Annotated in this window: 22 protein-coding genes; 10 read left to right on the forward strand and 12 right to left on the reverse strand. The window is 64.9% G+C overall.

The features are described from left to right. Positions 1–83 precede the first annotated feature (83 nt). Positions 84–1,388 carry a PQQ-dependent sugar dehydrogenase gene (locus H3H51_RS03965; protein ID WP_183087706.1) on the forward strand — a complete coding sequence of 435 codons (1,305 nt, stop codon included), beginning with the start codon at positions 84–86 and terminating at the stop codon, positions 1,386–1,388. Between the two features lie 94 nt (positions 1,389–1,482). On the opposite strand, the gene H3H51_RS03970 is transcribed toward H3H51_RS03965, so the two are convergent. Beyond that, positions 1,483–2,772, reverse strand: coding sequence for an MFS transporter (locus H3H51_RS03970; RefSeq protein ID WP_183087707.1), 1,290 nt, complete (start codon positions 2,770–2,772; stop codon positions 1,483–1,485). A gap of 469 nt (positions 2,773–3,241) precedes the next feature. Between H3H51_RS03970 and H3H51_RS03975 the strand changes: the two genes are divergently transcribed. Together H3H51_RS03975 and H3H51_RS03980 are read left to right on the forward strand one after the other, a co-directional pair. After that, positions 3,242–3,643, forward strand: a complete 402-nt coding sequence (locus tag H3H51_RS03975) for an acyl-CoA thioesterase (RefSeq protein ID WP_183087708.1) — start codon at positions 3,242–3,244, stop codon at positions 3,641–3,643. A 105-nt stretch (positions 3,644–3,748) separates the two neighbouring features. After that, a complete protein-coding gene (locus H3H51_RS03980) occupies positions 3,749–4,648 on the forward strand; it encodes a D-hexose-6-phosphate mutarotase (RefSeq protein WP_183087709.1) in 900 nt (299 codons plus the stop codon). 53 nt (positions 4,649–4,701) lie between these two features. Here H3H51_RS03980 and H3H51_RS03985 read toward each other — a convergent pair whose 3' ends face one another. The 5 genes from H3H51_RS03985 to H3H51_RS04005 all read right to left on the reverse strand — a co-directional run bounded on the left by H3H51_RS03985 (position 4,702) and on the right by H3H51_RS04005 (position 8,325). Beyond that, complete coding sequence (locus H3H51_RS03985) at positions 4,702–5,241, reverse strand: DUF3299 domain-containing protein (RefSeq protein WP_183087710.1); 540 nt, start codon at positions 5,239–5,241, stop codon at positions 4,702–4,704. 78 nt (positions 5,242–5,319) lie between these two features. Beyond that, positions 5,320–5,565: a GlsB/YeaQ/YmgE family stress response membrane protein gene (locus H3H51_RS03990; protein ID WP_183087711.1), complete on the reverse strand. Its 246-nt coding sequence runs from the start codon at positions 5,563–5,565 to the stop codon at positions 5,320–5,322. 103 nt (positions 5,566–5,668) lie between these two features. Continuing rightward, a complete protein-coding gene (locus tag H3H51_RS03995) occupies positions 5,669–6,751 on the reverse strand; it encodes a 5-(carboxyamino)imidazole ribonucleotide synthase (protein ID WP_183087712.1) in 1,083 nt (360 codons plus the stop codon). A 4-nt stretch (positions 6,752–6,755) separates the two neighbouring features. Further along, positions 6,756–7,247, reverse strand: a complete 492-nt coding sequence (gene purE / locus H3H51_RS04000; protein ID WP_183087713.1) for a 5-(carboxyamino)imidazole ribonucleotide mutase — start codon at positions 7,245–7,247, stop codon at positions 6,756–6,758. A 157-nt stretch (positions 7,248–7,404) separates the two neighbouring features. Then, positions 7,405–8,325, reverse strand: a complete 921-nt coding sequence (locus tag H3H51_RS04005; RefSeq protein ID WP_183087714.1) for a LysR substrate-binding domain-containing protein — start codon at positions 8,323–8,325, stop codon at positions 7,405–7,407. Positions 8,326–8,558: 233 nt separating this feature from the next. On the opposite strand from H3H51_RS04005, the gene H3H51_RS04010 reads away from it, so the two are divergent. Then, positions 8,559–9,989, forward strand: a complete 1,431-nt coding sequence (locus H3H51_RS04010; RefSeq protein WP_183087715.1) for an aspartate ammonia-lyase — start codon at positions 8,559–8,561, stop codon at positions 9,987–9,989. Positions 9,990–10,103: 114 nt separating this feature from the next. Here the strand turns inward: H3H51_RS04010 and H3H51_RS04015 are convergent, their stop codons facing one another. Together H3H51_RS04015 and H3H51_RS04020 are read right to left on the reverse strand one after the other, a co-directional pair. After that, on the reverse strand, positions 10,104–10,811 hold the full coding sequence (locus tag H3H51_RS04015) for a hypothetical protein (protein ID WP_183087716.1): 708 nt from the start codon (positions 10,809–10,811) through the stop codon (positions 10,104–10,106). 76 nt (positions 10,812–10,887) lie between these two features. Continuing rightward, a complete protein-coding gene (locus tag H3H51_RS04020) occupies positions 10,888–11,700 on the reverse strand; it encodes a helix-turn-helix domain-containing protein (protein WP_183087717.1) in 813 nt (270 codons plus the stop codon). 191 nt (positions 11,701–11,891) lie between these two features. On the opposite strand from H3H51_RS04020, the gene H3H51_RS04025 reads away from it, so the two are divergent. The 3 genes from H3H51_RS04025 to H3H51_RS04035 all read left to right on the forward strand — a co-directional run bounded on the left by H3H51_RS04025 (position 11,892) and on the right by H3H51_RS04035 (position 14,884). Continuing rightward, positions 11,892–13,337 (forward strand): alanine/glycine:cation symporter family protein, encoded by a 1,446-nt coding sequence (locus H3H51_RS04025; protein WP_183087718.1) that lies wholly within the window; start codon positions 11,892–11,894, stop codon positions 13,335–13,337. Between the two features lie 103 nt (positions 13,338–13,440). Then, entirely contained in the window at positions 13,441–13,887 is a 447-nt protein-coding gene (locus H3H51_RS04030; protein WP_183087719.1) for a GNAT family N-acetyltransferase, read from the forward strand. 4 nt (positions 13,888–13,891) lie between these two features. Further along, entirely contained in the window at positions 13,892–14,884 is a 993-nt protein-coding gene (locus H3H51_RS04035; RefSeq protein WP_183087720.1) for an asparaginase, read from the forward strand. A 108-nt stretch (positions 14,885–14,992) separates the two neighbouring features. Here the strand turns inward: H3H51_RS04035 and glsB are convergent, their stop codons facing one another. From glsB to H3H51_RS04050, 3 genes are all read right to left on the reverse strand, one after another. After that, a complete protein-coding gene (gene glsB / locus H3H51_RS04040) occupies positions 14,993–15,916 on the reverse strand; it encodes a glutaminase B (protein WP_183087721.1) in 924 nt (307 codons plus the stop codon). Positions 15,917–16,089: 173 nt separating this feature from the next. After that, positions 16,090–16,707, reverse strand: a complete 618-nt coding sequence (locus H3H51_RS04045) for a c-type cytochrome (RefSeq protein WP_183087722.1) — start codon at positions 16,705–16,707, stop codon at positions 16,090–16,092. Between the two features lie 46 nt (positions 16,708–16,753). Then, complete coding sequence (locus tag H3H51_RS04050; RefSeq protein ID WP_183087723.1) at positions 16,754–17,047, reverse strand: c-type cytochrome; 294 nt, start codon at positions 17,045–17,047, stop codon at positions 16,754–16,756. A 183-nt stretch (positions 17,048–17,230) separates the two neighbouring features. Here H3H51_RS04050 and yihA point away from each other — a divergent pair, with 183 nt between their 5' ends. Continuing rightward, entirely contained in the window at positions 17,231–17,881 is a 651-nt protein-coding gene (gene yihA / locus H3H51_RS04055) for a ribosome biogenesis GTP-binding protein YihA/YsxC (RefSeq protein WP_183087724.1), read from the forward strand. Between the two features lie 301 nt (positions 17,882–18,182). Here yihA and polA read toward each other — a convergent pair whose 3' ends face one another. Further along, entirely contained in the window at positions 18,183–21,005 is a 2,823-nt protein-coding gene (gene polA, locus H3H51_RS04060) for a DNA polymerase I (protein WP_183087725.1), read from the reverse strand. Positions 21,006–21,079: 74 nt separating this feature from the next. Here polA and H3H51_RS04065 point away from each other — a divergent pair, with 74 nt between their 5' ends. Further along, on the forward strand, positions 21,080–21,367 hold the full coding sequence (locus H3H51_RS04065; RefSeq protein ID WP_183087726.1) for a DUF2782 domain-containing protein: 288 nt from the start codon (positions 21,080–21,082) through the stop codon (positions 21,365–21,367). A gap of 34 nt (positions 21,368–21,401) precedes the next feature. Continuing rightward, entirely contained in the window at positions 21,402–22,352 is a 951-nt protein-coding gene (locus H3H51_RS04070; RefSeq protein ID WP_183087727.1) for a homoserine kinase, read from the forward strand. The last annotated feature ends 87 nt before the right edge of the window (positions 22,353–22,439 follow it).

A 22,439-nucleotide genomic window follows, 5' to 3' on the forward strand; every position in this document is an offset into this window, starting at 1 on the left:
TGACTGGATTGTGACAATTGGATGAAAGGCCAGCATGGCCTGCAGTTTTGTATGCTGTGGCAAAACCCACCGGGAGATTGTTGATGACACGCCTTCGTTTTCTGCCACTCGCCCTGCTCGCCCTGGCCTGCGCCGCCACCGCCGAAGAAGCCACACTGAGCGTGGAGGCCGGCACCGGGCCCAACCCGCAACTGCCGGCGCCAAACCAGACCCTGCTGCCGACGGTGAACATCGCCCGCGCCGTGGGCTGGCCCGCCGGCGGCAAACCCACGGCCGCAGCCGGCACCCAGGTCAGCGTGTTCGCCGAGGGCCTCGACCATCCGCGCTGGCTGTACGTGCTGCCCAATGGCGACGTGCTGGTGGCCGAAAGCAACGCGCCGGCGCGTGGCGATGGTTTCAGCGTGAAAGGCTGGATCGCCGGCAAGATCATGGAGCGCGCCGGTGCCGGCGTGGCCAGCGCCGACCGCATCACCCTGCTGCGCGACAGCAACCACGATGGCGTGGTCGACCTACGCACCACCTTCGTGGAAAACCTCCACTCGCCGTTCGGCATGGCCCTGGTCGGCAATGACCTCTATATAGCCAACGCCGATTCGCTGGTGCGCTTCCCCTACAGCGCCGGGCAAACGCAGATCAGCGGCACACCGACGCTGGTCACCGAGCTGCCCGCCGGGATCAACCATCACTGGACCAAGAACGTCATCGCCAGCCCCGACGGTAACAAGCTCTACGTCACCGTCGGCTCCAACAGCAACGTCGGCGAGAACGGCATGGACATCGAGGAAGGTCGCGCGGCGATCTGGGAAGTCGACCCGGCCAGCGGCAGCAAGCGCATCTTCGCCAGCGGCCTGCGCAACCCCAACGGCCTGGATTGGGAGCCACGCAGCGGCGCGCTGTGGACGGCGGTCAACGAACGCGACGAGATCGGCAGCGACCTGGTGCCGGACTACATCACCTCGGTCAAGGACGGCGGCTTCTATGGCTGGCCCTACAGCTATTACGGCCAGCACGTGGACGAGCGCGTGCAGCCGCAGAATCCCGACCTGGTGGCCAAGGCCATCGTCCCCGACTACGCCCTCGGCCCGCACACCGCTTCGCTGGGTATCCGCTTCGTGCGCAACAGCGCGTTGCCGGGCATGCAAGAAGGCCTGTTCGTCGGCCAGCATGGCTCGTGGAACCGCAAGCCGCACAGTGGCTACAAGGTAATCTTCGTGCCGTTCAAGGAAGGCACGCCGGATGGCATGCCGGTGGACGTGCTGACCGGCTTCCTCAGCGCGGACGGCGAAGCGCTGGGCCGCCCGGTGGATGTGATCGAGGACAGCCAGGGCGCCCTGCTGGTGACCGACGATGTCGGCAACATCGTCTGGCGGGTCACGCCAAAGCGGTAAAGCGCTTCATGTAGGGTGGATGACGCTCTGCTCATCCACCACTGGACCCGCTCGGTGGATCGGTGAAGCGTGATCCACCCTACGACTTGTGCGCTCAGCGGCGCTGGCTGAACAGGTAGAGGCCCACAGCCAGGCCCAGGCCGCACAGGGCCATGACGTAATAGGCCGGGCCCAGCGGGTTGGCCTTGAGCAGCAGGGTCACCAGCATCGGGGTCAGGCCGCCGAAGATGGCGTAGGCCAGGTTGTAGGAGAACGACAGGCCGGAGAAGCGCACCACCGGCGGGAAGGCCTTGACCATCACATAGGGCACCGCGCCGATCACCCCAACCGCTAGGCCGGTCAGCGCGTACAGCGGGAACAGCCAGTCCGGGTGTGCCTTGAGGTTGCTGTAGAAGCTCCACGACAGCGCCGCCAGCACCAGGCTGCCGACGATAAAGGTGCGCCCGGCGCCAAAGCGATCGGCCAGCAAGCCGGAGGCGATGCAGCCGAAAGTCAGGCAGACGATGGCCAGGCTGTTGGCCTTCAGCGCCGTGGCGGCGGCGAAGCCGTACTGGGTTTGCAGCAGGGTCGGGGTCATCAGGATCACCACGACGATGCCGGCGGTAAGCATCCAGGTCAGCAGCATCGACAGCACCACCGCCGCGCGGTGTTCGCGCAGCACGGTCTTCAGCGGCAGCTCGGCGGCCAGTGCCTTGCGCTCCTGCAGCTCGGCGAAGATCGGTGTCTCGTGCAGCCACTGGCGCAGGTACACGGAAAACAGGCCGAACACCCCGCCAATCAGGAACGGCACGCGCCAGGCCCAGTCCAGCACTTCGGCCGGGGTGTAGAAGCTGTTGATCAGGGTCGCCATCATCGAGCCGAGCAGGATGCCGAAGGTCAGCCCCGAGGTCAGCGTGCCGCAGGCAAAGCCGACGTGCCGGGCCGGTACGTGTTCGGCGACGAAGACCCAGGCGCCCGGCACTTCACCGCCGATCGCCGCGCCCTGGATCACCCGCAGCAGCAACAGCAGCATCGGCGCGGCCATGCCGATCTGCGCATAGGTCGGCAGCAGGCCCATCAACAGCGTCGGCACCGCCATCATGAAGATGCTCAGGGTGAACATCTTCTTGCGCCCGAGCAGGTCGCCGAAGTGCGCCATGATCACCCCGCCCAGCGGCCGCGCCAGGTAGCCGGCGGCGAAAATCCCGAAGGTCTGCATCAGGCGCAGCCATTCGGGCATCTCCGCCGGGAAGAACAGCTTGCCGACCACCGTGGCGAAGAACACGAAGATGACGAAGTCGTAAAACTCCAGCGCACCGCCCAGGGCGGACAGCGAGAGGGTCTTGAAGTCGTTGCGGGTCAATGGGCGCGCCACGGGCGCACTGCTGGAAAGCTCGGCGGGCATCGGGTCTGGCTTCATTCGGGAGTTTGGCGGGAGGCTGCAGGCAGCCGCGGAACCATAGCAAATTGCACGACTGGCGCGCAGCCTCCCCAAAAACCTGCCGGGAATCTTTTGAGCTAGAGCCAGGCAAGGCGCAACGACCAGCGTGAGTAACAGCCGTAGGCTGGCCCGAAGGGTGAGCGCCAGCGAGTAAATAGGACGAGGACGCGGAGTTTACGAAGTGTAAATGAGCAGTCCGAGTCCTATTTCAACGCAGCATGGCCGACGATCAAGAGATTCGAGGCGGTTTTTAGGTTGTAGGGATTTACGATACTGGGCGGTCGTCGTATGACGCTCGGCCCGATATACTGCGCTCGGCCCGGCAACGGGCTGGCGGAAACTGTGCAAAAACCTCGGCTAAGCGGCGAGATTTTTGCAGAGTTTCCCACCGACCACGGCTAATCATAAGAAACTGGGAGCGGGGCCCGTCCACATGATCGAACTCGAACAGGAAGACCCGATACCGCAAGGCGACCTCGCCTTGCAGATCACCGCATTGCCGCGCGAAACCAATGGTTTCGGCGACATTTATGGCGGCTGGCTGGTATCGCAGATGGATCTGGCCGGCACCGCCATGGCCAGCAAGGTCGCTGGCGGCCGCGTCGCCACCGTGGCCATCGACCGCATGGCCTTCCTGGTGCCGGTGGCCGTGGGCGCGCAGCTGTCCTTCTATACCCAGGCCCTGGAAATCGGCCGCAGCTCGATCCAGATGCTGGTCGAGGTGTGGAGCGACGACCCGCTGTCCAGCGAGTGGCGCAAGGTCACCGAAGCGGTGTTCGTGTTCGTCGCCATCGACGGCAGCGGGCGCACCCGCCCTGTTCCGCCGCGCCGCTGAATAGCCGTTCTAGAGAGCCCCGACCGCGAGTCGGGGTTTTTCTTGGTGCTTGGCCTTTGCCGGCGTCTGGCGTCAAATAAGGCAAAGCCTTTGGAGAGTCCGGCCATGAGCCAAGCGCAAATCGAACGAGTCGAACTGGACCAGCTGACCTGCTGGCGCGTGCACCTGGGTGACGCCGAGCTCTTGATCGCGCAACAGGGCGCGCAAGTGCTGCATTACCAGCGCGCCGGCCAGCCACCGCTGATCTGGCTCAGCGAGCAGGCCGGCTACCAGCACGGCCAGTCGGTACGCGGTGGCGTGCCGGTGTGCTGGCCGTGGTTTGGGGATCTGCAACGCAACCCGGCGGCGCTGCAGGCGCAGCACGGCAACCCGGCCACTGCACCGGCCCACGGCGGCGTGCGCGGCCTCGACTGGCAGCTGCAGGGCATCGACAACCTCGGCGACGCAGTGGAACTGCTGTTCAGCTTCGACAGCCGCCAGCATGCCCTGCCCGACTGGCCGCATGCCGCCGAACTGCAATTGCGCATTCGCCTTGACCAGCGCCTGCAGCTGCAACTGACCAGCCGCAACCTGGGCGACCAGCCGCTGGCCCTGAGCCAGGCGCTGCACAGTTATTTCGCGGTCAGCGACATCCGCCAGGTCAGCGTCGAGGGGCTGGACGGCTGCCGCTATATAGAAACCCTGGAAGACTGGCAGCAGCGCACGCAACAGGGCGCCCTGAGCTTCGCCGGCGAGACCGACCGAATCTACCTCGACGTGCCGCCACGCGTGACCCTGCACGATACCGGCTGGCAACGGCGCATCCACCTGGAAGCGCAGGATTCGCGCTCGGCGGTGCTGTGGAATCCGTGGATCGACAAGGCCCAGCGCCTGTCGCACTTCGCCGACGACGCCTGGCAGCGCATGCTGTGTATCGAGACGGCGAATGTCTGGGACGACTGCGTGGAACTGGCGCCGGGCGCCAGCCACAGCCTCACGCTCAGTCTATGGGGCGAGCCGGCGTAGGGCTGGCCTGACGTAGGGCGGGTGACCCCGCGCTGACCACCACGCCCTAGCCCTTACAGATCATCCTCTTCCACCGCCCGCACCAGGCTGGCGTCCAGGGCATAGGCGGCGTCGGCCAGGTCATTGCTGACCGGCTCGATCTTCAACGGACCTTCCACCCACAGCGGCGCGTAGATGTCGTCGAGGGCGATGCCCTTGGGGTAGCGCACCAGCACGATCTGGTTCGGCGGCGGTGGCGGCACATGGATGCAGGCACCCGGATAGGGCACCAGAAAGAACAGCGTGCTGCGGCCCTTGGCGTCGCTTTCCAGCGGCACCGGATAGCCACCCAGGCGAATCGCCTTGCCGTTCAGCGCGGCCACGGTCCTGGCCGAATACATCACCGCGGGCAAATCCTTGTCTTGCTGCTTCAAGCCGCCCTGGTTGCCGAAGTTGCCATCGGCCTCAGGGCTGTCGTGGCTGATTTCCGGCATGGCCTCGAGGGCTTTCTGGTCCTCGGCGGGCATCAGCTCCAGCCAGTCGGTTTCCGCCAGTTCGGCATGGGCCAGGGAGGAGCCGAGCATGAGCACGGCGACCAGGATAAAACGCAGCATGGGGCAGGACTCTCGGCAAAACGGGCCATTCAGACTACCGGGCACATCCGCCGGTTCCTACCCCGGGCAGCGTGGGCGTTAGCTTTTCTTCACCAGGCTGTAGATCACCAGCAGCACCACCGCCCCCACCACCGCGCCGATAAAACCGGCGGCTTCGCCCGCCTGGTAGATACCCAGCGCCTGACCACCGTAGGTCGCGGCCAGCGAACCGGCGATGCCGAGCAGGATGGTCATGATCCAGCCCATGCTGTCGTCGCCCGGTTTGAGGAAGCGCGCCAGCAGGCCAGCGATCAGGCCGATGAAGATGGTTCCGATAATGCCCATGCGATGCTCCTTGATAAGTGGCCTAAGAACCCGTTCAAAGACTCTAAAACGAACAAGGCGTGCTTATGCACGCCTTGTTCTGACCAGAGCATAGCCCAGCGGTTCAGGCCTTGATCAGCGCCTCGACCTCGGCGATACGCGCCTTGAGGGTTGTCATGTCCTGGCAGCGCAGGGTGGCGTGGCCGACCTTGCGCCCGGCCTTGAAGGCCTTGCCGTAGTGGTGCAGATGGCAGTCGGCAATCGCCACCACCTTCTCCACCGCTGGAACTTCACCAAGGAAGTTGAGCATGGCGCTCTCACCGACCTTGGCCGTGGAACCCAGCGGCAGGCCGGCAACGGCGCGCAGGTGGTTCTCGAATTGGCTGCACTCGGCGCCTTCGATGGTCCAGTGCCCGGAGTTGTGCACGCGCGGGGCGATCTCGTTGGCCTTGAGGCCGCCGTCGACCTCGAAGAACTCGAAGGCCAGCACGCCGACATAATCCAGTTGCTTGAGCACGCGGCCGACGTAGTCTTCGGCCAGGGCCTGCAGCGGGTGGTCGGTGCTGGCGATGGACAGGGCCAGCACGCCGCTGTCGTGGCGGTTGTGCACCAGCGGGTAGAAGCGCGTCTCGCCGTCGCGGGCACGCACGGCCACCAGCGACACTTCACCGGTGAACGGTACGAAACCTTCGAGGATGCACGGCACGCTGCCCAGTTCGGCAAAGGCGCCGACTACATCGGCAGGTGCACGCAGGACCTTCTGGCCCTTGCCGTCGTAGCCCAGGGTGCGCGTCTTCATCACCGCCGGCAGGCCGATGGCGGCCACGGCAGCGTCGAGGTCGGCCTGCGACTGGATATCGGCGAAAGCCGGAGTGGGGATGCCGAGGTCCTTGAACATCGACTTCTCGAACCAGCGGTCACGGGCGATGCGCAGAGCTTCCGCGCTCGGGTAGACCGGCACGAACTGCGAGAGGAACGCCACGGTCTCGGCCGGCACACTTTCGAACTCGAAGGTCACCAGATCGACCTCATCGGCCAACTGACGCAGGTGTGCCTGGTCGCTGTAATCGGCGCGGATGTGTTCGCCCAGGGCCTGTGCGCAGGCATCCGGCGCCGGGTCGAGGAAGGCGAAGCTCATACCCAGCGGAGTGCCCGCCAGGGCCATCATGCGGCCCAGTTGGCCGCCACCGATTACGCCGATTTTCATGGGATCAGGCCTCGCGCGGGTCCGAGTTGTCGAGCACGGTCTGGGTCTGTTCTTCGCGGAACTGCTTCAGACGCTCGTGGAATTGCGGGTGCTGGTGACCGAGGATGCTGGCGGCCAGCAGGGCGGCGTTGACCGCACCGGCCTTGCCGATGGCCAGGGTGGCGACCGGGATGCCGGCGGGCATCTGCACGATCGACAGCAGCGAGTCGACGCCCGACAGCACGGCCGATTGCACCGGCACGCCAAGCACCGGCAGGTGGGTCTTGGCTGCACACATGCCCGGCAGGTGCGCCGCGCCACCGGCACCGGCGATGATCACCTGGATGCCACGACCATCGGCCTGTTCGGCGTACTGGAACAGCAGGTCCGGAGTACGGTGGGCGGAAACCACCTTCACTTCGTACGGAATGCCGAGCTTGTCCAGCATGTCTGCGGTGTGACTGAGGGTGCTCCAATCGGACTTGGAGCCCATGATCACGCCAACCAGTGCGCTCATCGTTTTGCCTCTAGCTTGGGCGCCTGTCGGCGCGACAAAAACCAACAAGCCACGCATTGGGCGTGGCTTGTTATGTGCGGGTCAGGCCGCAGGGGGCCTGGAGGCGGCGCATTATACCGGAAAGGCAGGGATGCCGCGCCCCTGGCGTGACCATTTGTCAGCTGGCAGTCACGCCATCCGCCCCCACGCCCTCCTTGAGCTTACGCCAGAGCAGGCGCACTGCTGCTTTGCGCGACAGTTCGCAACGGTACAGGCGGATCTCCAGCGGTACTTGCCAGTGTTCGCCACCGCAGATGGCCAGTTCGCCACGGGCCAGTTCGGCGGTGACCGACAGACGCGGCACCCAGGCTACGCCGAGGCCCTGCATGGCCATGGTTTTCAGGCTGTCGGCCATCGCCGTTTCGTACACCGTGCTGGAACGCAGCGCGCGCTGACGCAGCAGCAGGTTGACCGAACGACCGAGGAAGGCCCCAGCGCTGTAGGCCAGCAGCGGCACGCTCTGCCCGCCGTCGAGGTCGAACAGCGGCGCGCCCTCTTCATCCACGGCACACACCGGCAACATCGAGGTGGCGCCTAGGTGCAACGAGGGGAAGATCTCCGGCGCCAGTTGCAGCGCGGCGTCCGGGTCGTAATAGGCGAGGATCAGGTCGCAGGCGCCTTCGCGCAGGGCGTGTACCGCCTCGCCGACGTTGCTCGCCACCAGGCGCGTGTTCAGCGGCAGGCCTTCGCGGCGCAAGCGGGCGATCCATTCCGGGAAGAAGCCGAGGGTCAGCGAGTGCGCGGCGGCGATCTGCAGCACTTCGCCCTGCTGGCCTTCCAGGTGGTGCAGGTGGCGCACCACCTCGCCAAGCTGCTCGACCATGCTGCGCGCCGTGACCAGGAACAGCTGGCCGGATTCGGTCAGCGCCACCGGCGTGTGCGAGCGGTTGACCAGGGTCAGGCCCAGTGCTGCTTCCAGGCTGCGGATGCGTCGACTGAACGCCGGCTGGGTCACGAAGCGCTTCTGCGCCGCCTGGGAAAAACTGCGGGTGGCGGCCAGGGTGACGAAATCTTCCAGCCACTTGGTTTCCAGATTCATTGGACCTCCCCTTATTACCCGCCTACGTCGATAGCTTCCACGCGACGCGGGGAATGATCATGGGCCGGTTTGTGTTTGAAATTATGCACGAGCGACATTCACCCCAGGTCACTGCGACATTATGCCGTTCGTGCATACCATAGCCGCTAACAGCATTGGCCGACAAACGGAACAAAGCCCTAGTCTATTGGGCATCGCGGCGCTTGCCGTATTCCCACGAGATGACTCTCATCATGTCCCCTGTTGCATCATCGCGCATCGAAAAAGACCTGCTCGGCACCCTGGAAGTCCCCACTGAGGCCTATTACGGCATTCAGACCCTGCGAGCCGTGCAGAATTTTCGTCTCTCCGGTGTACCGCTGTCGCACTACCCGAAGCTGGTGATCGCCCTGGCGATGGTCAAGCAGGCCGCCGCCGACGCCAACCGCGAGCTGGGCCACCTGTCCGCCGCCAAGCACACGGCGATCAGCACGGCCTGTGCGCGCATCATCCAGGGCGAGTTCCACGAGCAGTTCGTGGTCGACATGATCCAGGGCGGCGCCGGCACGTCGACCAACATGAACGCCAACGAGGTGATCGCCAACATCGCCCTGGAAGCCATGGGCCATGAAAAGGGCGAGTACAAGCACCTGCACCCGAACAACGACGTGAACATGGCGCAGTCGACCAACGACGCCTACCCGACCGCCATCCGCGTCGGCCTGCTGCTCGGCCACGACAGCCTGCTCAACGCCCTCGACAAGCTGATCCAGTCGCTGGCCAGCAAGGGCCTGGAGTTCGGCCACGTGCTGAAGATGGGCCGCACCCAGCTGCAGGACGCCGTGCCGATGACCCTCGGCCAGGAATTCCGCGCCTTCGCCACCACCCTGGGCGAAGACCTGCAGCACCTGAAAATGCTCGCCCCGGCTCTGCTCACCGAAGTGAACCTGGGCGGCACGGCGATCGGCACCGGCATCAACGCCGACCCGAAATACCAGCAACTGGCCGTCGAGCGCCTGGCGATCATCAGCGGCCACCCGGTCAAGCCGGCTGCCGACCTGATCGAAGCCACCTCCGACATGGGCGCCTTCGTGCTGTTCTCCGGCATGCTCAAGCGCACCGCGGTCAAGCTGTCGAAGATGTGCAACGACCTGCGCCTGCTCTCCAGCGGCCCGCGTACCGGCATCAACGAAATCAACCTGCCGGCGCGCCAGCCAGGCAGCTCGATCATGCCGGGCAAGGTCAACCCGGTGATCCCGGAAGCGGTCAACCAGGTGGCCTTCGAAGTCATCGGCAACGACCTGGCGCTGACCATGGCGGCCGAAGGTGGCCAGTTGCAGCTGAACGTGATGGAGCCGCTGATCGCCTACAAGATCCTCGACTCGATCCGCCTGCTCACCCGCGCCATGGATATGCTGCGCGAGCTGTGCATCGACGGCATCACCGCCAACGAACAGCGCTGCCGCGAGCTGATGGAAAACTCCATCGGCTTGATCACCGCACTCAACCCCTACATCGGCTACGAGAACGCCACCCGCATCGCCAAGGTGGCGCTGGAAACCGGCCGCGGCGTACTGGAACTGGTGCGCGAGGAGAAGCTGCTGGACGACGCTACCCTGGCCGACATCCTGCGCCCGGAAAACATGATCGCCCCGCGCCTGGTGCCGCTCAGCGCCACGGCCTGATCCGCTCGCAACATCGACCGAGAGGCTCCCTCGCCTCTTGCCTTCCAGGGATGGCTTCGGCCATCCCTTTTTTTGCCTGGCGCAACCCGCTGACGGGAATACCTGCCGAGGCTGTCAACGCACCTCGCATTGCCCCTCATCCAGGGTTTCCAGCAGGCGCTCGCGGTACTGCGACTCACCGTCGAACACCGCGACGGGCGCCTTCTGCGCATAAGGGTCAAGGAAGTCGAGGGTCACCATCAGCTTGAATACCTGATAGCGCTGGCGCGTTGTGCGAGTGCCGGGGCAGTCGGGAAAGTTGCCCGTCTCGAGCGCGGAATCTTCCTCGCAGCTGTCGTCATCCTCATGCTTTCCATAAGCCTCAGAGCCCTCCCGGTAGCTCTTGCGGCCGCAATCCAAGCGTTTCACCGTCTTGCTGCAGAAGCCAGAAGTGGTGCAACTCTCCTGGCCATTTCGCTCGCTGGTTTCCGCCTGCACTTCGCGCCAGCGGGCCTGGATGTCGTAGGCCAACCCACTGTCCGTGCTGTCGATGAAGAAGGAGTTGCCGGCATAGTCGCCAGCCGAGACCCAGGTGCTGAAATCGGCCGTTGCGTTATGCAGCTTGAGTCGACCGAGCAACCAGGGGTCTGGGGCGAACTGCAGGCGCATATGCCCCTGCTTGAGCACCACCGCATCGCTCAGCTGCAGTGGCTGGCTGTTTTCGGTAGACAGGTAGCCCTTGCCTGACAGGCTGCTGCAACCGACGAGGGCCAGCGCTGCCAACAAAGCCGCACTGATGCGCAGGATCGCCCATGGCGTCCTGGTTACGAGAAGGTGAGACACAGGGTATCGCTCCATGATGCAGGGGCCGGCTTGGCTCGTCGTTCGACCTCAGCCACGCGGATAGTTTCGCCGGGCGCTACTCGATCTCGAACAAGCCGTTCTTTAGCGGTTCCACCGTCAGGCGCAGGCGGATGTCGGCATCGATGCGCGGGTCGTCCGGGCGGTACAGGCCGATCTGCCGGTAGGCGTTGACCCGGTTGATCTCCGCGCCCAGAAACTCCCACACCACCCGGGTGCAGGCCGGGTTGCGCCCGTCGGCGCTGGAGACGCCGGTCTTCAAGCCATTGAGGCGGGTGATGCGGCTCTTGAAGCTGGGGATGAGGATGGTCTGGCTCATCTCGTTGACGGTCAGCGACTCGTAGTCCAACAGGAACAAACGATCCTGCAGGGCGAAGGCCGCGCCCAGGTAACGGCAGCGCACCCAGTCCTCGGCCTCGCCGCTGCGCCCCCGCTCCTGACGCTCCTGGCGCTCGAACAGGAAGGTGCCGCGCTCCTGACGCAGGTGCACCAGCGACAGCAGGATGAAGCCCGGCACCGACATGCAGTTGGAGTATTCGAAGTAGTAACCGCAGTAGCGGCTGAGATTGCCGGCGTTGTCGCGCAGCGGCTGCAGCAGTTCCAGCAGCGGATCGCCTTCGCTGGCCTTGCCCGGCGTGGCGCCGCGTGCGCCGATCAGACGGGCAAATTGCTCCGCCGGCTGGCCCAGCTCGTAATCCTCGACACCGAAGAAGTCGCAGATACGCTTGAGGTTGTAGGCCGTCGGCCGACTTTGCCCGCTAAGGTACTTGTTGAACTGCGCGCGGTTGATCGCCAGCTTGCGGCACACCTCGGCAATCGAGCGGTAGTGGCTGCAGAGCAGTTTGAGGTTGTCGCCGAGATGTTCCGACATGGGGCCGCCAGGATGATGCGAGTGATGCAACTGTAGCATCTACTCGCATCACTTCGCCGCAAACCGCGAAATTGCCCCGCGCCATGCCTTGTCCAACCATATTGAAGTTCACTCGGTGGCCCAGACCCGACAGGGTTCCGACGCAGTACCGCCGTCCCTATAACAAGATCCATCCGCTCAGGTGCACTGCCATGCTTGATCTTCTCAACGACCTGCTCTGGAGCAAGGTCCTTATCGTCGCTCTTGTCGGTCTCGGCCTGTACTTCTCGATTCGCTCGCGTTTCGTCCAATTCCGTTACTTCGGCGACATGTTCAGCATCTTCGCCGAAGCCTTCCAGCGCCAGCCGGGCCAGCTCAGCTCGTTCCAGGCGCTGATGCTCTCCGTGGCCGGCCGCGTCGGCGCCGGCAACATCGCCGGTGTGGCGGTGGCGATCATGCTCGGCGGCCCGGGAGCGGTGTTCTGGATGTGGCTGGTGGCCCTGCTCGGCATGGCCACCAGCTATTTCGAATGCTCCCTGGCGCAGCTGTACAAGCGCCGCGAGGCCGATGGCACCTACCGTGGCGGCCCAGCCTTCTACATCCTGCATGGCCTGGGTCAGCGCTGGTTGGCGATCATCTTCTCGATCCTGCTGCTGGTGACCTTCGGCTTCGGCTTCAACGCCGTGCAGTCGTACACCGTGGCCACCTCGCTGCATGACACCTTCGGCCTGCCGACCTATGTCAGCGGCCTGGCGCTGGTCTGCGTGATCGGCCTGATCATCTTTGGCGGCATCAAGCGCATCGCCAGCATGGCTGACGTGCTGGTGCCGATCATGGCCTTCTCCTATATCGGCATGGCGCTGATCGTTCTGGGCATGAACATCTCTGAAGTGCCGGAAACCCTGTCCCTGATCGTGCGCAGCGCCTTCGGCCTGGAGCCGGCCTTCGCCGGCGGTATTGGCGCGGCCATCCTGATGGGCGTGAAGCGCGGCCTGTTCTCCAACGAAGCCGGTCTGGGCAGCGCGCCGAACGTCGCCGCCGTGGCCGAGGTCAAGCACCCGGCCGCCCAAGGCATCGTGCAGTCGCTCAGCGTGTTCATCGACACCATTCTGGTGTGCACCAGCACCGCGCTGATCATCCTGCTCTCCGGCGTCTACCAGCCAGGCAGCGAAATGGCCGGCGTGGTCCTGACCCAGACGGCCATGGCCGCCTCGGTGGGCGAGTGGGGCCGCGTGTTCGTCAGCATGGCGCTGCTGCTCTTCGTCTTCACCACCCTGGTGTACAACTACTACCTGGGTGAGAACGCCCTGGGCTTCTTCAGCAGCAAGCGCTGGCTGGTGCAGGTTTACCGCGTGCTGGTGATCGCCCTGGTGCTGTGGGGCTCGATGCAGGACCTGTCCACCGTGTTCGGCTTCGCCGACGTGACCATGGGCCTGCTGGCCCTGGTCAACCTGGCCGCCGTGTTCCTGCTGTTCAAGACCGGTCTGCGCCTGATGCGTGACTACGACAGCCAGCGCAAGGCGGGCGTGCAGTCGCCGGTACTGGATCCGCAGGCCTATGCCGACCTGGATCTCGACCCGGCCGCCTGGCCGAGCAAGGCCAAGGGCGAAAGCGCCGACGCCCGTGCCGAGCTGGCTCACACCGCGCACCAGCGCTGAGTCCGCGCACTCAAGGATGAGGGGGCTTAGGCCCCCTTTTTCTTGCCCAATCGCTGCTGTTTCGCCGTTACACTCGGGCGAAACTGCGCGCAAGGAGCCGCCGATGTCCCTGCAAATCCGCCCCGTATCCGCCGCCGATCACGCCGCCTGGCTGCCGCTATGGCAGGGCTATCAGCGCTTCTACCACAGCGACATTCCGGCCGAGGTCAGCGCCGTGACCTGGCAACGCTTCCTCGACCCGAACGAGCCGATGCATGCCGCCATCGCCTGGCAGGACGGCGTGGCCGTCGGCCTGGTGCACTGGATCTTCCATCGCTCGTGCTGGACGGTCGGCGACTACTGCTACCTGCAGGACCTCTACGTCGCCGAAGGCGTGCGCGGCGGTGGCCATGGCCGCGCCCTGATCGAGCATGTGTATGCCGCCGCCCAGGCCGCCGGCGCCAGCCGCGTGCACTGGCTGACCCAGGAAGACAACGCCCAGGCGCGCCTGCTGTACGACCGGATTGCCAGCCGCTCCGGCTTTATCCAATACCGTCACTTGTTTGGTTGACCCCATGAATCCGACCCAAAAGCTGCTGGTGCTGTATACCGGCGGCACCATCGGCATGCAGATGAGCGAGGCGGGCCTGGCTCCGGCCTCCGGCTTCGAAGCGCGCCTGCGTGCCGAACAGGCCGCCCACCCCGAGCGACCGGTGCCGGCCTGGCGCTTCGGCGAACTGCTGCCGCCGCTCGACAGCGCCAACATGACCCAGGCCAACTGGCTGGCGATGCGCGATGCGATCGTCCACGCGGTAGACGAGGACGGCTGCGATGCCGTGCTGCTGCTGCACGGCACCGACACCCTGGCCTACAGCGCGGCGGCCCTGAGTTTCCTGCTGCTCGGCCTGAACGTGCCGGTCGTGCTGACCGGCTCGATGCAGCCCGCTGGCGTGGCCGGCAGCGATGCCTGGCCCAACCTGTTCGGCGCCCTGGCGCTGCTGGCCCATGGCGTGGCGCCTGGTGTGCACCTGTACTTCAATGGCCAACTGCTGCATGGCGCCTGCGCCAGCAAGCTGAAGAGCGAGGCGTTCGACGCCTTTGCCGACCATCAGCGCCCGCGCCACGGCCGCCACCTGAACGAGCTACCGGCCGCCCTGCACTACCGCCAGCCGCGCCAACCGGTGCGCCTGGCCGTGCAGCCGCTGTTCCCCGGCCTGGCTGCCGAACAATTGCGCGCCCTGCTAAGCAGCGACGTGCAGGGCGTGCTGCTGGAATGCTACGGCAGCGGCACCGGGCCATCGGACAACCCGGCGATCCTCGCCGCACTGAGCGAAGCCCACGCCCGTGGCGTGGTGCTGGCGGCGATCAGCCAGTGCCCGCAAGGCCATGTCGAGTTCGGCGTGTATGCCGCCGGCAGCGCCCTGGCCGCCACCGGCCTGGTCAGCGGCGCCGGCATGGGCCGTGAGGCGGCCCTGGGCAAACTGTTCAGCCTGCTCGGCGCGGGCCTGTCCCAGGCCGAGGTGGAGCGCCTGTTCGCCCTCGACCTGTGCGGCGAGCTGGCCGAGTAACGAATAAGTCCCAGGCCTGCCGTCTCCCCCTGTAGGAGCGGCTTTAGCCGCGATGCCGTTTAACCTGAAGGGCATCGCGGCTAAAGCCGCTCCCACAAAAGCCAGGCACTAGGCATTCAGCGGCGAGAACACCGACCAGCCGATGCGCTCGCTGAGCAGCTCCAGCGCCGCCATGCCGGCCAGCGAGTTGCCGGCGGAGTTCAGCTCCGGCGACCACACGCAGACGCTGAAGCGCCCCGGCACCACCGCGACGATGCCACCGCCGACTCCGCTCTTGCCCGGCAGGCCGACGCGGTAGGCGAAGTTGCCGGCCTCATCGTACAGCCCGCTGGTAGCCATGATGGCGTTGACCTGCTGGGTCTGCCGCGGCGTCAGCACCGCCTCGCCGCTCTGCGGGCAGCGCCCCTGGTTGGCCAGGAAACCGCAGGCACGCGCCAGGTCCACGCAGCTCATGGCCAGGGCGCAGTGGTGGAAGTAGCTGCGTAGCACCGTCTCGACTTCATTGTGGAAGTTGCCGAAGGCCTGCATCAGGTAGGCCGCGGCGGCATTGCGCGCACGGTGCTGGTATTCCGACTCGGCCACCTTGGCGTCTGCCACCACGCGGGCATTACCGGACAGGCGCCGGGCCAGATCACGCATGGACAGCGCCGGCGCAGCGAAGCGCGACTGGTTGATATCGCAAATCACTAGGGCACCGGCATTGATGAACGGGTTGCGCGGCCGCCCCCGCTCGAACTCCAGCTGCACCAGCGAGTTGAACGGCTGGCCGGATGGCTCGTGGCCGAGGCGCTGCCAGATCTCCTCGCCCGAATGCTGAATCGCCTGCACCAGGCTGAACACCTTGGAAATGCTCTGAATGGAAAACGCCTGCCGTGCCTCACCGGCGGTGTACAGGCTGCCATCCACGCCGAACACGGCGATACCCAGGCGATTGGCCGGCACCTCGGCCAGCGCAGGTATGTAATCAGCCACCTTGCCCTGGCCCAGCAGAGGCCGTACCTGTTCGAGAATATCGTCTAGCAGTGCCTGCATCGTGGTACTCAGCGCCATCGCGGACGACATGTCCGGCCATCGCCAAGAGACGTCGCCGGCGCCCCGCTAATCACAGCGCCAGGACTTTTCGCGGGCATGAAAAAGGGTGGCCTAGGCCACCCTTTTTATTTGCCCACCGCTACGGCTTGCGCCGCCGGATGGCGAACCTGCTGTTAGTGCAGGCCCTGGATGTAGCTGGATACCGCAGCGACATCCTTGTTGCTCAGCTTGGCGGCGATGGCGCGCATGACCATGGTGTCGCCGTCGTTGCTGCGGTTGCCTTCGCGGAAGTCGGTCAGCTGCTTGGCCACGTAGGTCGCATGCTGGCCACCCAGGTGCGGGAAGCCGGCAGCGGCGTTGCCGGCGCCATTCGGCGAATGGCAACCGGTGCAGGCTGGCATGCCTTGTTCGACCTTGCCACCGCGGAACAGCGCTTCACCGGCGTCGACCAGTTTCGGGTCGGCAGCGCCAACGCTCATCTTCTGGCTGGCAAAGTAGGCAGCGATATCGGCGATATCCTGCTCACTCAGGTTGTCGAGGATGCCGGTCATTTCCAGCACCTGGCGCTTGCCGCCCTTGATGTCATGGATCTGCTTGAGCAGGTAACGCTCGCCCTGGCCAGCCAGTTTCGGGAAGTTCGGCGCGGCACTGTTGCCGTCCGGACCGTGGCAGGCACCGCACACGGCGGTCTTGGCCTGGCCAGCCTTGGCATCGCCGACGATCGCGTCGGCGGCATGCGCGGCAGCGGAGACACCCAGGGTCAACAGCAGGCTCACGAGTAGTTTGTTCATCAGCTAATCCAATAACGGCTAGGGGTATAAAGAGTTTTTTACGGGACTACTCGCTCATCAACTTGATGACGGCCTGGTAGTCCTCGGCAGTGCAATCCATGCACAGGCCACGAGGTGGCATGGCATTCAAACCGTTGGTAACGCTCTGTACCAGGGCATCAGTCCCCTTGGCCAGTCGCGGTTCCCAAGCTGCCTTGTCGCCACGTTTGGGCGCCATCGGCAATTGTCCATTGTGGCAGGCCGAACAGGACCTGGCATAGACCGCTTCTGCATCCTGTGCCGCCTGTACCGTGCCGGATAAGGCACACAACGCGACAGCTACAGCCAATACTTTCTTCATGGGCCAACCTCATCAGGGTCGGGAACGATCTGCGTTCTATTGCGCAGCTGAATATGGCGTTCCCGGAACAACGGACGGGACAAAGCGCACACAAAATCTGCGGCATTATATACTGGCGACGCTGAAACGGAAGCGACACCATGCCGCGCCTCACGCGGCGCCCGCCCCAACCGGAACCTCCCCATGCAACCCAAGAATCCCATCATCGGTCTGTGCCAACAGGCTACGTTCATGATCAGTGCGGCCAAGGTCGACCAGTGCCCGCCGGACGAAGGCTACGAAGTGGCCTTCGCCGGGCGCTCCAACGCCGGTAAATCCAGTGCGCTGAATACCCTGACCCACGCCAGCCTGGCCCGCACCTCGAAGACGCCGGGCCGCACCCAGCTGCTCAACTTCTTCACCTTGGACGAAGATCGCCGTCTGGTCGACCTGCCCGGTTATGGCTATGCCAAGGTGCCGATCCCGCTCAAACAGCACTGGCAGCGCCACCTGGAAGCCTACCTGAGCAGCCGCGAGAGCCTGGTCGGGCTGATGCTGATGATGGATATCCGTCATCCGCTGACCGAGTTCGACCTCATGATGCTCGACTGGTCGCAAGCCAGCGGCATGCGCCTGCACATCCTGCTAACCAAGGCCGACAAGCTGACCTTCGGCGCGGCCAAAAACACCCTGCTCAAGGTTCGCCAGGAGATCCACAAGGGCTGGGGCACAGACGTCAGCATCCAGCTGTTCTCGGCACCCAAGCGTCAGGGCGTGGAGGAGGCGCAGGCCGTGCTGGCCGGCTGGATGGAGCTGCTCAAGGAAGCAGAGGAAGACCAGGAGTCGGCCGAGTAAGACTGGGTTGATGCGTTTGCGCGCAGCAAATCGCAGGCAAAAAAAACCCCGGACTTCGTATGGGGAGGGAGAAGACCGGGGTTCAATTCTGAACCGCTAGGGCGGGGTTCAGATATCTGCCAACACTAAACACACATAGGAGCATCGAAGGGCTTGCTTGCCATTCGTAAACTCTGACCGGTGCTTTTGGCAGATAGTTCAGATTTTTTTAAACCGCGTTGCGATAAACAGCTGATCGCTAATGCTTAAACGCTTCTAAAACAGGACCGACTGCGACCCTATGCCGCAGCCTGTGGTGCGCTTAGTGCGCCTCATCCCAGTTGTTGCCTACTCCCGCCTCGACCAGCAACGGCACATCCAGCTCGGCAGCACCGCTCATCAGCGGCAGCAGGCCAGCCTTGAGCGCGTCGATCTGATCGTCGCGCACCTCCAGCACCAGTTCGTCGTGTACCTGCAGGATGACCTTGGCATCCAGGCCGGACTGCGGCAGCCAGGCGTCCACGGCAATCATGGCGCGCTTCATGATGTCCGCCGCGGTGCCCTGCATCGGCGCGTTGATCGCGGTGCGTTCGGCGCCCTTGCGCAGCGACGGGTTCTTCGCGTGGATATCCGGCAGGTACAGGCGGCGGCCGAACAGGGTCTCGACAAAACCTTGCTGCGAAGCCTGCTCGCGGGTGCGTTCCATATAGGCCAGCACGCCGGGATAGCGGTGGAAATACACGTCGATATAGGCCTGCGCCTGCTTGCGGTCGCAGCCGATCTGCTTGGCCAGGCCGAAGGCGCTCATGCCGTAGATCAGGCCGAAGTTGATCGCCTTGGCGCTGCGGCGCTGATCATTGGTCACTTGGTCGAGAGACACGCCGAACACTTCGGCCGCGGTGGCCTTGTGTACGTCGCGGCCGTGGCGGAAGGCATCCAGCAGGCTTTCGTCCTTGGCCAGGTGGGCCATGATGCGCAGCTCGATTTGCGAGTAGTCCGCCGCCATCAGCTTGTAGCCCTTGGGCGCGATGAACGCCTGGCGGATACGCCGGCCTTCGGCAGTGCGGATCGGGATGTTCTGCAGGTTCGGATCGGTCGAAGACAGCCGCCCGGTCGCCGCCACCGCCTGGTGGTAGCTGGTGTGGATGCGCCCGGTGCGCGGGTTGATCTGCTCCGGCAGGCGGTCGGTGTAGGTGCTTTTCAGCTTGCTCAAGGAGCGGTACTGCATCAGCACCTTGGGCAGCTCGTAGTCCTGCTCGGCCAGTTCGGCCAGCACCGCTTCGGCGGTCGAGGCCTGGCCGGTGGCGGTCTTGCTGATCACCGGCAGGCCGAGTTTCTCGTAGAGGATCGCGCCGAGCTGCTTGGGCGAGCCCAGGTTGAATTCCTCGCCGGCGATGGCGAAGGCCTGGCGCTCCAGTTCGACCAGGCGCTCGCCCAGCTCGACGCTGTGCTCGCCGAGCAGCTTGGCGTCGACCAGTGCGCCCTGGCGCTCGATACGCGCCAATACCGGCACCAGCGGCATCTCGATCTCGCGCAGCACCTTGGCCAGCGACGGCGTGGCTTCGAGCTTCTGCCACAGGCACTGGTGCAGGCGCAGGGTCACATCAGCGTCTTCCGCCGCGTAAGGGCCGGCCTGTTCCAGGGCGATCTGGTCGAAAGTGAGCTGCTTGGCGCCCTTGCCGGCGATGTCCTCGAAACGGATGGTGCTGTGGTCGAGGTATTTCATCGCCAGGCTGTCCATGTCGTGGCGCGTGGCGGTGGAATCCAGCACATAGGATTCGAGCATGGTGTCGAACGCCACGCCCTGCACCATGATCGGCGTCGAGGCATTGGCCAGCACGTTCATGTCGTACTTGGCGTGCTGGCCGACCTTGGCCTTGGCCGGGTCTTCGAGCAGCGGCTTGAGCGCACGCAGCACCGCGTCGCGGTCCAGCTGCGCCGGCACGCCCATATAGGAGTGGGCCAGCGGCACATAGGCGGCCTCGCCGGCGGTGACGGCGAAAGACACGCCAACCACCTGGGCCTGCTGCGGATCGAGGCTGGTGGTTTCGGTATCGAAGGCGATCAGTTCGGCGGCCTGCAGCTTCTGCAGCCAGGCATCGAACTGCGCCTGCTCCAGCACGGTTTCGTAACGCGATTCGCTGCCCGCAGGCTGCTCCGGCTCTTGCTCCTGGGGCTCGACCGCTACCGGTTCGGGCTCATCGAACAACCCGCCAGTGCTCACCACCGGCTTGGCGACTGCCTTGGCCACCGGTTTGCTGCGCGCCTGCTCACGCTGCAGGTCATCCAGCCAGCTCTTGAATTCCAGCTCGGTATAAAGAGTGGCCAGCGCCTCGCGATCCGGCTCACCGGGATGCAGGTCATCGACACCAACATCCAGCTCGACGTCGAGCTTGATGGTCGCCAGCTCGTAGGACAGGTAGGCCATGTCCTTGTGCTCGGCGAGCTTGGCCGGCAAGGTCTTGGCCCCACGGATCGGCAGTTCCGGCACCTTGTCGAGGTTGGCGTAAAGCACGTCGAGGCCGCCGCCGATGCCCACCAGCAGGCCCAGCGCCGTCTTCTCGCCAACCCCCGGCACGCCGGGAATGTTGTCGACCTTGTCGCCCATCAGCGCCAGGTAATCGATGATCAGCTCCGGGCCGACGCCGAATTTTTCCTTCACCCCGGCGATGTCGTAGACGCTGCCAGTCATGGTGTTGACCAGGGTCACGTGCGGGCAGACCAGCTGGGCCATGTCCTTGTCGCCGGTGGAGATCACCACGTCACGACCCAGCGCGGCGGTCTGCCGGGCCAGGGTGCCGATCACGTCATCGGCTTCTACACCTTCGACGCACAACAGCGGGTAGCCGAGGGCACGCACGCTGGCGTGCAGCGGCTCGACCTGGCCGCGCAGCTCGTCCGGCATCGGCGGGCGGTTGGCCTTGTAGTCGGCAAAAATGGCATCGCGGAAGGTCCCGCCCTTGGCGTCGAAGACCACCGCGAAGGGGCTGTTCGGATACTGCTTGCGCAGGCTCTTGAGCATGTTCAGCACGCCCTTCACCGCACCGGTTTGCAGGCCCTTGGAGGTAGCCAGCGGTGGCAGGGCGTGGAAGGCGCGGTACAGGTAAGAAGAACCGTCGACCAGAACCAGAGGGGCGTTAGACATGCGCAGGATCAACCTTTTCCTGAGGGTCGGGGGTAAACTGAACCGACCATTGACGACAAAGGGACAAGGTTACCATGCGCGTACTCAACCGCCTGTTGCTCACCAGCCTGCTGGCTATCAGCCCGCTGTATGCGATCGCCGCCGACGATGCGCCGGATGCTGACCCAGACGTAACCATCCGCCAGGACGGCGACAAGACCATCCAGGAATACCGCCAGAACGGCTTCCTCTACGCGATCAAAGTCACCCCGAAGAACGGCAAGCCCTACTTCCTGGTGCGCGCCGACGGCAGCGATGGCAACTTCATCCGCTCGGACAACCCGGACATGCTGATCCCGGCTTGGGAAATCTTTAAGTGGTAAGCCTGCCCACCCTCTGACCATCGGACGCCACGCCATGTCGGTCTTCACCCCGCTGGAACGCCACGAACTGGAAGCCTTCCTGCAGCCCTACGGCCTGGGGCGGCTGAAGGATTTCCAGGGCATCAGCGCCGGCACCGAGAACAGCAACTTCTTCATCAGTCTGGAAGGCGGCGAGTTCGTCCTGACCTTGGTCGAACGCGGCCCGCGGGCCGACATGCCGTTCTTCATCGGCCTGCTTGAGCGCCTGCACCAGGCCGGCTTGCCGGTGCCCTACGCGGTGCCGACGCAAAGTGGCGAGGCGCTGCGCGAGCTGGCCGAGAAGCCGGCGATTCTGCAACCGCGCCTGGCCGGCAAGCATGTCAGCCAGCCCAACGCCCACCATTGCGCGGAAATCGGCAGCTGGCTGGCGCGTCTGCACCTGGCCACCCGTGACGATATCCTCGAACGGCGCAGCGACCGTGGCCTCGACTGGATGCTCGAAGAGGGCCCGATGCTGGCTCTGGAGCTGCACGACGAGCAACTGCCGCTGCTGCGCGACAGCCTGCACGAAGTGGCCGAACTGAAAGCCCGCATCCTCGCCCTGCCGCGCGCCAACCTGCACGCCGACCTGTTCCGCGACAACGCGCTGTTCGACGGCAACCAGCTGGCCGGGGTGATCGACTTCTACAACGCGTGCTCCGGGCCGATGCTCTACGACCTGGCGATCACCCTAAACGACTGGTGCTCGCAGGCCGACGACAGCCTCGACCTGCCCCGCGCCCGCGCCCTGCTCGGCGCCTATGCCGCGCTGCGGCCCTTCACCACCCGCGAGGCCGAGCTGTGGCCGGCCATGCTGCGCATCGCCTGCCTGCGTTTCTGGCTGTCGCGACTAATCGCCGCCCGGCGCTTCCAGGGGCGAGATGTGCTGGTGAAAGATCCGAACGAGTTCCAGCGCCGGTTAGCGCAGCGTCAGCACGTAGCGGTGGCCCTGCCCTTCGCGCTTTGAACGGTGAAGGTTTGTAGGCTGGGTAGCGGTGCTTTTTACCGAAATCCAGCGTAGCCGCTGGGTTTCGCTGCGCTCTACGCCAGCCTA

This window comes from Aquipseudomonas ullengensis (assembly GCF_014174475.1).
In the GTDB taxonomy this organism is placed as follows: domain Bacteria; phylum Pseudomonadota; class Gammaproteobacteria; order Pseudomonadales; family Pseudomonadaceae; genus Aquipseudomonas; species Aquipseudomonas ullengensis.